The 9,159-nt window shown below is 69.2% G+C and carries 11 protein-coding genes, 1 tRNA gene and 1 pseudogene; 12 read left to right on the top strand and 1 reads right to left on the bottom strand.

Annotation, left to right across the window (positions count from 1 at the left end):
* The 4 genes from HKK72_RS31450 to HKK72_RS31460 form a co-directional block, all read left to right on the top strand.
* A partial coding sequence (locus HKK72_RS31450; protein ID WP_315987548.1) for a group II intron maturase-specific domain-containing protein occupies positions 1 to 425 on the top strand: 425 nt, incomplete at its 5' end.
* Between the two features lie 85 nt (positions 426 to 510).
* Positions 511 to 1,053, top strand: coding sequence for a hypothetical protein (locus HKK72_RS40240; RefSeq protein ID WP_222721375.1), 543 nt, complete (start codon positions 511 to 513; stop codon positions 1,051 to 1,053).
* Positions 1,054 to 1,076: 23 nt separating this feature from the next.
* Positions 1,077 to 1,493, top strand: coding sequence for an integrase core domain-containing protein (locus HKK72_RS40245; protein ID WP_222721376.1), 417 nt, complete (start codon positions 1,077 to 1,079; stop codon positions 1,491 to 1,493).
* 657 nt (positions 1,494 to 2,150) lie between these two features.
* On the top strand, positions 2,151 to 2,570 hold the full coding sequence (locus tag HKK72_RS31460) for a DUF2809 domain-containing protein (RefSeq protein WP_187238072.1): 420 nt from the start codon (positions 2,151 to 2,153) through the stop codon (positions 2,568 to 2,570).
* 355 nt (positions 2,571 to 2,925) lie between these two features.
* On the opposite strand, the gene HKK72_RS31465 is transcribed toward HKK72_RS31460, so the two are convergent.
* Positions 2,926 to 2,999, bottom strand: a tRNA-Pro gene (locus HKK72_RS31465).
* A gap of 467 nt (positions 3,000 to 3,466) precedes the next feature.
* Between HKK72_RS31465 and HKK72_RS31470 the strand changes: the two genes are divergently transcribed.
* The 8 genes and pseudogenes from HKK72_RS31470 to HKK72_RS31505 all read left to right on the top strand — a co-directional run.
* The gene (locus HKK72_RS31470) at positions 3,467 to 4,534 is read left to right on the top strand and encodes an aromatic ring-hydroxylating dioxygenase subunit alpha (RefSeq protein ID WP_187238073.1); all 1,068 of its coding nucleotides are present in this window, start codon (positions 3,467 to 3,469) and stop codon (positions 4,532 to 4,534) included.
* Positions 4,535 to 4,537: 3 nt separating this feature from the next.
* Positions 4,538 to 4,783, top strand: a complete 246-nt coding sequence (locus HKK72_RS31475; protein ID WP_187238079.1) for a hypothetical protein — start codon at positions 4,538 to 4,540, stop codon at positions 4,781 to 4,783.
* A 25-nt stretch (positions 4,784 to 4,808) separates the two neighbouring features.
* A complete protein-coding gene (locus HKK72_RS31480; RefSeq protein WP_187238074.1) occupies positions 4,809 to 5,795 on the top strand; it encodes a PDR/VanB family oxidoreductase in 987 nt (328 codons plus the stop codon).
* Between the two features lie 42 nt (positions 5,796 to 5,837).
* Positions 5,838 to 6,614 (top strand): IclR family transcriptional regulator, encoded by a 777-nt coding sequence (locus tag HKK72_RS31485; protein WP_187238075.1) that lies wholly within the window; start codon positions 5,838 to 5,840, stop codon positions 6,612 to 6,614.
* A 103-nt stretch (positions 6,615 to 6,717) separates the two neighbouring features.
* A complete protein-coding gene (locus HKK72_RS31490) occupies positions 6,718 to 7,404 on the top strand; it encodes a hypothetical protein (protein ID WP_187238076.1) in 687 nt (228 codons plus the stop codon).
* Between the two features lie 150 nt (positions 7,405 to 7,554).
* Positions 7,555 to 7,959, top strand: coding sequence for a nitroreductase family deazaflavin-dependent oxidoreductase (locus HKK72_RS31495; protein ID WP_187238077.1), 405 nt, complete (start codon positions 7,555 to 7,557; stop codon positions 7,957 to 7,959).
* A 165-nt stretch (positions 7,960 to 8,124) separates the two neighbouring features.
* On the top strand, positions 8,125 to 8,409 hold the full coding sequence (locus tag HKK72_RS31500) for an Atu4866 domain-containing protein (protein WP_187238078.1): 285 nt from the start codon (positions 8,125 to 8,127) through the stop codon (positions 8,407 to 8,409).
* Positions 8,410 to 8,607: 198 nt separating this feature from the next.
* Positions 8,608 to 9,159, top strand: a pseudogene (locus HKK72_RS31505) (hypothetical protein); the annotation flags it as partial.

The following is a 9,159-nucleotide window of genomic DNA, read 5'->3' on the forward strand; positions in this document are numbered from 1 at the left end:
AGTTCACGTTCCTGGGGTATACGTTCCGTCCGCGGCTGGCTGAGAGCAGGCACGGAAAGCACTTTGTGTCGTTCCTGCCCGCGGTCAGCAAGGACGCGGTCACCTCGATGAGCCGGGAGATCCGTTCCTGGCACATCAGCAAGCGCAGTGACAAGTCCCTCGACGACCTTGCCAGGATGTTCAACAGCGTCCTGCAAGGGTGGATCAACTACTACGGACGCTTCTACAAGTCCGAGTTGGTTCACCTCCTCCGGCGGCTCAACCGGCATCTGGCCTGGTGGGCTTGCCGGAAGTACAAACGGCTGCGCAGACGAAAACGACGTGCCATGGCATGGCTGGCCGAGATCGCTCGACGCGCACCCGGCCTGTTCGCGCACTGGCGCTTCGGCGCACGCCCTGCTGGCTGGGCAATGGGAGCCGGATGAGCCGAGAGGCTCACGTCCGGTTCTGCGAGAGCCGGGGGGTGAAAATCCCCCCGGCTACTCACCTCGTGCTGCGTCATCAACTCGCGTGCAGGAACGTCAGCTGGGCGGGCAGAAGGTGCGGTTCACCCCGACCGACCGGGCGTTCCTGGCAGCGCTGCTGTACCGCCTGACGCCTGCGGCGCTGCGCCGGATGCGGCTGCTGATGCGTCCGGACACGGTGTTGCGCTGGCACCGTGACCTGATCGCGCGCGCTGCCCGCTCCAGGCCGAAGCGGCCTGGCCGGCCACCGACGGTGCGTTCCATCCGCGTGCGGGTACTGCGCCTGGTCCGCGAAAACCCGAGCTGGGGATACAGGCGCGTGCACGGCGAACTACTGGTGCTGGGCGTGAAGGTCGCCGCCTCCGCCGTGTGGGAGATCCTGAAGGACGCCGGGATCGACCCGGCCCCCGAACGTGTCGGCAGCACGTGGACCGACTTCTTGCGCTCCCACGCCCTGTTTGGCCTGCGACTTCCTGGAAACCGTCACCCTGACCGGAACGCGCATGTACATACTGGCGGTGATCGAGCACCGAACCCGCCGGGTCCGCATCCTGGGCGCGACCGCGCACCCGACCGCCTCATGGGGTAACGCAGGCCGCCAGGAATCTGGTCATGGACCTGGAAGAGGCCGGGTGCACTGCGCGGTTCCTGATCCGGGACCGGGACGGCAAGTTCCCCGGACTGTTCGACACCGTTCTGGCCGATGCGGGCATCAAGATCGTGCTCACCGGTGTGCGGATGCCGCGAATGAACGCGATCATGGAACGGTGGGTGCAGACCTGCCGCCGTGAACTGCTTGACCGGACCTTGATCTGGAACCAGCGCCACCTGCTCCACGCACTGCGCGAGTTCGAAGCCTTTTACAACGGGCACCGCCCCCACCGGGGTGTCGCGAACGCCCGCCTGTGCGTTCCGCTTCCCCCGCCGATCACCGAACTCGACCCGATCGGGCGTGTGAACATACGAAGACATCAACGCCTCGGGGGACCTTCAACGAGTATCGGCATGCCGCGTGACCTGCATGGATAGGGTTTTCGGCACCCGCAATCGCGCCAAGACGACTATAGGTCGTTGTATGGAGGTCACACTCCCGCAAGAAGCCACCCCACCTATATAGAGGGAATCACGAGTCTCCAAGGAGAGATAGAAGTACTACCGATAAATTCGCTCGGCGCGATGCTATCTCTTACCTGCGTAGGCTCTTGCAGTTCGCTGCCCTGTCCCCGAGTTCGCTACTGGACGCTTTTATTGCTAGGACTAGTAGTGTCGACTGAGCCGGGATGGCGTCCGGGTTTCGGCATCACGAAGGTCCCACCCTTCGCGTGCGCTGTCTCCCTGTCCTTTGGCGCGCGGGGTCGTCATTCGGGCGACCGCCCGCTAAACACTGGCGGCCCTGGCGCTGGTTTGTTAGGCCCCGTCCAGGAGTGGGGTGTCAGTGAGGGCGGCTTGGTGTTCGCTTGTGCTGGCCCTGTGCGTCGTGTGCAGAGCGTGTGGTCCCCAAGTGGTCCCCAGCGATTCGATGCTGAGCATCGAGCAGCCGGCCTGGAAGCGCTGCTTGGCGACGTTCGCGCCGAGTGAGAGACCCATCGGGTCGCTGTCCCGCCCTTGGCAGCGGTGCAGCTGCGGCCCGTCCAAGCTCAGCAGCCCAACTGCCACCTTAGCTGCGCTGCCACTTATGATTGCGCGATGTCGCTCGCAGTGCGCTGGACTCGGCTGCTGATGGTGGTATCGGCAGCCGGCTTTACAGGCGCGGCCTTCGCAATCCGCGCCACGATGGACGGGCCCATCGAACAATACTCAGGCGCCGCCTTGTCCGCGGCCATCGTCTACACGATAGTGATCTTCATCTGGCCGCCGATCTCCCCACTGCCCGCCGGCAGCGCCGCGATCGCATACTGCTGGTTCATCGAGTTTGCACAGCTCACCCCCATACCCGCGGCACTCTCCCAACGCAGCTGGCTCGCGCGCCAGCTGCTAGGCGCCCAGTTCGACCTCATTGATGTTGCCTGGTACCCCGTCGGCGTCATCCCATTGGTCGCCGCGCATTGGTTCCTCCGGGCCCGCACACGTTCCCAAGCAGACCCGACACCCGCCCTCACATCATGATCTTGGAACAGCCGTAGCCCCACGCCTGACCATCCGTCTGCCGTCGACCCACCCTTCGGGTAGCAGGCCGGCGGCGGGGCCGCCATTCTCGTGACCGACGACCAGCTGTTGGCCCGTCCCGAGCTAGCGCCAGCGGTGTCGAGGGCAGACGCTGAGTCGGCGGCGCGTGCGGCCCGGTCTGCGGGCTGCCTTGATGGATGTACAGATCGTCTGCGCAGCGTCGGAGACCAGAGGACGGAGCGGGCCGCCCTGGACCGAATCTTCCCTGGCGCCGACTTGGAGGAGTAGTCACTCACTTAGACACTCAGCAAGCAAAAAAGGGCACTTCCGATGATCAGAAGTGCCCTTTGACCTGTCGGGACGGCGGGATTTGAACCCACGACCCCTTGACCCCCAGTCAAGTGCTCTACCAAGCTGAGCCACGTCCCGGTACCTGCCCTCGCAGGCGTCTCTACCTTAGCGCAGGCGATGGGGTCCCTCGCACCGTTTATCGGTGACCAGGCGAGGGTGGCGGCCCGACGCCGAGGGCGTAGACGCAGGTGGCCCGGGTCGTGTCGGCGTAGTCGTCCGAGATCAATTACAGGCCGCGGCGTCCGCCCGCCGACGACCCGCCGACCGCCGTGCCCTCCCACATCGCCCGGCAGCGGATCGGCCGGAGCCGCTCTGCGGTCCAGCCGCACCACGCCGGATGGCGCCCGGCACCCCGCCGACCCGCGCGTGAAGAACGAACGGGCGGCAAGACACCGCGAAAGCCGAGCGTCTCGGCAGACCTTCCGTGATGAGTCTTCCGTCTGGCGGAAGGCGGGCAGCCCGGCCGCCCGTGGCGCGCGCATAGTCGGGTCCACGAGACGCGCCGCGATCGTGACACGGCAGGCGCGGGAGGAGGACCCGGATCGATGGCCTCGTTCACCGAGAAATTCGCCAGGAACCAGTGGTACGTGGCCGCCTATGGGCGCGAGGTGGGGCGTGAGCTGCTGGCGCGCACGATCTGCGGCGAACCGATTGTGTTCTACCGCACTGAGGACGGGCGGCCGGTCGCCCTGGCCGATCGCTGCGTGCACCGCCGCTTCCCGCTGTCCAAGAGCAACCTCGACGGCGACAGGATCGTGTGCGGCTATCACGGGTTCACCTATGACACCGGTGGCACCTGCGTGTCGGTGCCCGGGCAGAAGCGCATTCCCCGTACGGCGCGGGTGCCGTCGTATCCCGTCGTGGAACAGGACTCGTTCGTCTGGGTGTGGATCGGTGAGGCCGACCGGGCCGACGCCACCGAGATCCCCCGAGCGCCCTGGCTGGACCAGGAGGGCTGGACGGCGATCGACGGCATGGAGTACCTGCCCGCCCGGTACGGCCTGCTGGTCGACAACCTGCTCGACCTGTCCCATGAGACCTATCTGCACGCCGGCTACATCGGCACCCCCGAGGTGGCCGAGACTCCCATCACCACCGAGGTGGACGACGACGCGTCGGTGGTCCACGTCAGCCGGCGCATGAGCGACGTGGAGTGCCCGCCCTTCTATGCCCGGTCCACCGGCATCGAGGGCCGCATCGACCGCTGGCAGGACATCGAGTACCACCCGCCGTGCCTCTACCTCCTGCACAGCAGGGTCGCGCCGACCGGTGTCGCGCCGGGAGCCGACGGCGACGACTCGGGCGCCTTCCATGTCGAGGTGGTTTACGCGATCACGCCCGAGACCGAGACCTCGACCTTCGACTTCTGGGCGGTCGCGCGTGACTTCGCCCTCGACGACCAGGGCGTCTCCGACTTCCTGTGGGAGAGCAACCGGACCGTCGTGCTTCAGGACGTCGCCGCGCTGGCGGTCCTCGAGGGGGTCATCGCCGACGAGGCGGAGGGCTATCAGGAGCTGAGCATCAACATCGACACGGGCGGCCTGGCGGCCCGCAGGCTGCTGAAGCGCATGGTCGAGGCGGACGCGCCGGACCGTACGGGCACGCTGAGGTGAGCCATGGACACGGCTGACGACCGCTGCGAGAACACGAACGTCTACCGGGTGGTGTGGGTCCCGGGGACCGACCGGCTCCGGGGCGAGTGCCACTGCGGCGCCGAGCGCGAGGCCGAGGATCCCATCGAGGTGTGGGCCTGGCTTCTCGCGCATCCGGACGGCCACGGCGGGGGCCGCGCCGTCTCCGTCCGTACGGAGGCGCCGGCGGCCGGCCTGCGATCGGAACGCCCCGCGCCCGTGGGCGTGTGACGACACCGCGGAGGGAGACCAGACCATGACCGCACACCGCGGGCCGGGGGAGCGGTTCGGGCCCGCCGCCGACTTCGAGGCCGAGCTGCGGGTCACCGGCTACGAGACCGTCGCCGACGGCGTCGTCGCGCTGACCCTACGCGACCCGGGCGGACGGGATCTGCCGGTGTGGTCTCCCGGGGCGCACATCGATCTGTCGCCGCGGCCCGGGTTCGAACGGCAGTACTCCCTGTGCGGCGACCCGGCCGACCGGACCGCCTGGCGCATCGCCGTGCTCCGCGAGCCTGAGGGCCGGGGCGGCTCGCTTCTGGTCCACGACGAGCTGGTCGCCGGGGCGCGGGTCCGGGTGCGCGGCCCGCGCAACAACTTCGCCCTCGCCGAGGCGCCCGGCTACCTGTTCATCGCCGGCGGCATCGGCGTGACTCCGATCCTGCCCATGGTGGCGGCGGCCGAGGCGGCCGGCGCGTCGTGGCGGCTGGTGTACGGAGGCCGCCGGCGCGCGTCGATGGCCTTTCACGCCGAGCTCGCGGGCTACGGGGACAAGGTCGTGATCTGGCCGCAGGACGAGGCCGGGCTCCTGCCGCTGGACGACGAGCTCGGCGAGCCACGCGCCGACACGCTCGTCTACTGCTGCGGGCCGGAGCCGCTGCTGGCCGAGGTGGAACGGCGGTGCGGGTCCTGGCCCGAGGGCGCCCTGCACGTCGAGCGGTTCACGGCGCGGCCGGTCACCGAGCCGGTGCGGGCCGAGGGCTTCGAGGTGGTGTGCGAGCGCTCGGGTCTGACCCTGGACGTCGCGCCGGGCCGCTCGATCCTCCATACCGCCGAGGATGCGGGCATCATGGTTCTGTCCTCGTGCCAGGAGGGCACCTGCGGCACCTGCGAGACTGAGGTCATCGAGGGAGAGCCGGATCACCGCGACTCCGTGCTGAGCGAGTCCGAGCGGGCGGCGGGCGATGTCATGATGATCTGCGTGTCCCGGTCGCGCACGCCACGTCTCGTACTCGATCTCTAGACCCGCGGGGCCGTGGCCGGCCGGACGGAGGGGTGAGGAGCCATGGGCCGAGCCCGGACGGCCGCCGGCCGGCTTCTCGGCATTCTCGGTGCGTTCTCGGCCGACCATCCGCACCTCACCCTGTCGGAGATCAGCCGCCGTACGGGCATGCCTCTCACCACGACCCACCGTCTCGTCGGGGAGCTGACGGACTGGGGGGCGCTCGAGCGTGACGAGCGCGGGCGCTACCGGATCGGTCTGCGGCTGCTCGAGGTCGCCTCGCTGTCACCGCCCTGGCTCGGGCTGCGCGAGACCGCGCTGCCGTTCATGGAGGACCTGTACGAGGTGACCCACGAGAACGTCCAGCTGGCCGTACGGGATGAGCTCGACGTGGTCTACGTCGAGCGGATCGCCGGCCGGCAGGCCGTGGGGGTGTACACGCGGGTCGGCGGCCGCTGGCCGTTGCATTCCACCGGGGTCGGCCTGGTCCTGCTCGCGTACGCCGACCCCGAGGTGCAGGAGCTCGCGCTCGGATCGACGCTGAAGCCCTACACCGAGAAGACCATCGTCGATCAGGACGAGCTGCGCCGCGTACTCGCGGAGGTACGGCGCACGGGCGTCGCCGTCAGCGACCGTCAGATGACACTCGACGCACTGTCTGTGGCCGCGCCGATCCGCGGGCCTTCGGGCGAGGTGATGGCGGCGCTGTCGATCGTGGTGCTCGCGGACGGCGCCGAGCCCAAGGCGCTCATCCCGGCCGTGACCGCCGCCGCCCGTGCCATCTCCCGCGGGATGGGGTTCGGTTCGGTGGGCCGTGCGGCCCGCGGCCGTGGCCGCTGACGCCTTGGCCAAGGCGTAGAGGGGGAGACGTCGACGAAGGAGATCCGGTCCTGCCGTTTCGTGTAGATCGCTGATGTCGGCGGCTTCTGCGAGGATTCGCGGCATGGGTCTCGATGTGGTGGTCGGTGTCTTCGGCGAGTTCGACGAGGACGAGTGCGCGGAGTTCGCGGAGGACTTCGCCGTGGTGCGCAGGGAGCTCTCGGCTGCGGGGCTGCCGAGCTGGCAGGAGCCGCGCCTCGACGAGGACGACGTCGTCCTGCAGGACATGCTCGGCTACTCGGGGCTGCACCACCTGCGGCGCGTGGCCGCCCATCTCGCGGCCTCCGGCACGGTTCCGGCGCCCGTGGAGGAGAACCCGGCCGACGATCCGGTGCTGAAGGCGGCCTATGCGGGCGGTCCGGCGCACGCCTGGACGGTCAAGGGCGAGTTCGTCGACCGCCGTGGGGCCGCGGCGGCGGAGCCCACGTTCGATCACCTGATCCAGCACTCCGACTGCGAGGGCTACTACGTTCCCGTCGACTTCGCCCCGGTGCTGATCAGCGATGACGTACTCGGCGGCTACGTGGGGTCCTCGCAGCGCCTGCTGGAGGAGTGCCTGCGGGTGGCCGAGGCGCTCGACCTGCCCATCGACCTCGATCCCGACTCCGACGAGATCCGGGACCTGCTCGACGGCCGGGTGGAGCCGACCGTCGAATGGCAGCGGCATGGCATCGCGTCGCTCACCTGCCTCCAGCTCATCGAGGCCGCCTGGCACTCGATCGACACCGGGGCGGCGATCGCCTTCTGCTGATCCATCCGGCACCCGGGGCATGGGGCCGAGCGGGATGCGTCGCCCGGAATGCGTCACGGGTGTGGCCGGTTACGCCGAAAGGGACCGCGCCGCATCATTTCCACCGGCGACGGTAGGCCCGCCAAGCCAGTTTTGAGAGGGGCGAGCGAGATGCTATTCGGTCAAGAGCACGTCCGGCGTTACGTAGCGACCGATGGTGCGGAAGGCCATGAGTGGGAGGGTACGACCGTCCTGATACTCACGATGACCGGGCGGCGTACGGGCGAGCGGCGCAGCACGCCACTGATCTACCAGCGGCACGGGGACGACTATCTCGTGGTGGCCTCACACGGCGGTTCCGACCAGCACCCGGCCTGGTACCACAACCTGCAGGCCCAGCCTGACGCCGAGATCCAGGTGAAGGGCGACCGGCTTCCGGTGCGGGCCCGTACCGCCACGCCCGAGGAGAAGCCGGAACTGTGGCGGATCATGGCCGCCACATGGCCGGACTACGACGAGTACCAGAAGAAGACCGACCGCGAGATTCCGCTGGTCGTACTCGAGCCGACCGGCTGAGGACGGCCGCCAAAGCTGGGTGCTCACGCACCCAGGAGTCATGCTCCCAGGAAAATCAGAGTAATGGCAGGTCCCGCCGCCGACGGCGAGACTCTAGGTCATGACAGACGTTCCAGGGACGCGCAGAAGCGCTCTCGCGTCCGGCGACCTGAGAGAGAGCCGAACATGACCATGATCTCCCGCAATCGCCGCGGCGACAGGGCCGTGCACCGTCCGGAGCACCCCTACCTCGGCACATGGGTGACGACCGACCGCCGCATCCGCCAGGACCTGCTGCCCGGCGGACGGTACGACGAAGCCCGTGGTGCCCGCCGGAGCGCCTGCAGGGGGAGCTACACCATCGACGGCGATCAGATCGAGTACGTCGACGACGCCGGCTACATGGCGTCCGGCGTCTTCCACGGCGACATGCTCTACCACGGCGGTTACGTGTTCCACCGGGAAGCGTGAGCGACCGGGCGGCTCGACGCCGCGGTGCGGGGTGCCGGATCCACCGGGCACCCCGCACATTCATGTGTGCCCGGCATCCGGCCCGCCGCGCGTCCCACGCGCATCCCCCGCGGAGAGGCCCGCGGAAAGAGCAGTTCCGTGGCGGCCATGCGAATAACGACTCGCTGGAACACGCCCGCTCCGGCACGATGCGGAAACATGTCGCATCTGCCGCACCTGCCCGGTCCACCGGCGTCCGCCGACGACCTGCTGCGTGCGATCGAGCCCCTGCCCCATCCGCGCCGGCGTCATCACCTGGCGCTGATCGGCGGTGAACTGGCCGGCCGGCCCGAGCTGGCGGGAGTGCTCGCGTCGCTGGCGGAGCGCGGTCAGTACGAACGGTTCGTCGCGCTCGCCCTCGCCGAGGCCGCCGGTGACGCCGCCTTCGTGACCGGAGCGCTGCGCGACCCGGACCCCGAGGTGGCGCTGCGCGCGGTGACCGCGGCCGACCGGCTGCGCCTGCCGGACGAGGTGTTCGAGTCACTCCTCGAGGACGCCCCGATCGTCGTCCGGGCCGCCGTCTACCGGACCGTCAGGCGCGGCGGCCGGCGGACGTTCGCCGAGCGGCTGATCGACACCGTACGGCGACGGTGGGGCGACCTCGAGGCCGCGCGGCTGCTGCCGGACTGCGGGCCCGATCTGGCAGCCGCCCTTGTCGACACCCTCGCCCCCGCCGTCTCCAACTGGCGGGCGCTCGGCCGTCGGCATCCC

This window comes from Actinomadura sp. HBU206391 (genome assembly GCF_014323665.1).
Taxonomy (GTDB): domain Bacteria; phylum Actinomycetota; class Actinomycetes; order Streptosporangiales; family Streptosporangiaceae; genus Actinomadura_C.

What these genes read in the sequence shown, in the direction of transcription:
- HKK72_RS31480 (WP_187238074.1), top strand. Translation starts at nt 4,809, where the DNA reads ATGACCGCACACCGCGGGCCGGGGGAGCGGTTCGGGCCCGCCGCCGAC.
- HKK72_RS31460 (WP_187238072.1), top strand. Translation starts at nt 2,151, where the DNA reads ATGTCGCTCGCAGTGCGCTGGACTCGGCTGCTGATGGTGGTATCGGCA.
- HKK72_RS31470 (WP_187238073.1), top strand. Translation starts at nt 3,467, where the DNA reads ATGGCCTCGTTCACCGAGAAATTCGCCAGGAACCAGTGGTACGTGGCC.
- HKK72_RS31490 (WP_187238076.1), top strand. Translation starts at nt 6,718, where the DNA reads ATGGGTCTCGATGTGGTGGTCGGTGTCTTCGGCGAGTTCGACGAGGAC.
- HKK72_RS40245 (WP_222721376.1), top strand. Translation starts at nt 1,077, where the DNA reads ATGGACCTGGAAGAGGCCGGGTGCACTGCGCGGTTCCTGATCCGGGAC.
- HKK72_RS31485 (WP_187238075.1), top strand. Translation starts at nt 5,838, where the DNA reads ATGGGCCGAGCCCGGACGGCCGCCGGCCGGCTTCTCGGCATTCTCGGT.
- HKK72_RS31500 (WP_187238078.1), top strand. Translation starts at nt 8,125, where the DNA reads ATGACCATGATCTCCCGCAATCGCCGCGGCGACAGGGCCGTGCACCGT.
- HKK72_RS31475 (WP_187238079.1), top strand. Translation starts at nt 4,538, where the DNA reads ATGGACACGGCTGACGACCGCTGCGAGAACACGAACGTCTACCGGGTG.
- HKK72_RS31495 (WP_187238077.1), top strand. Translation starts at nt 7,555, where the DNA reads ATGCTATTCGGTCAAGAGCACGTCCGGCGTTACGTAGCGACCGATGGT.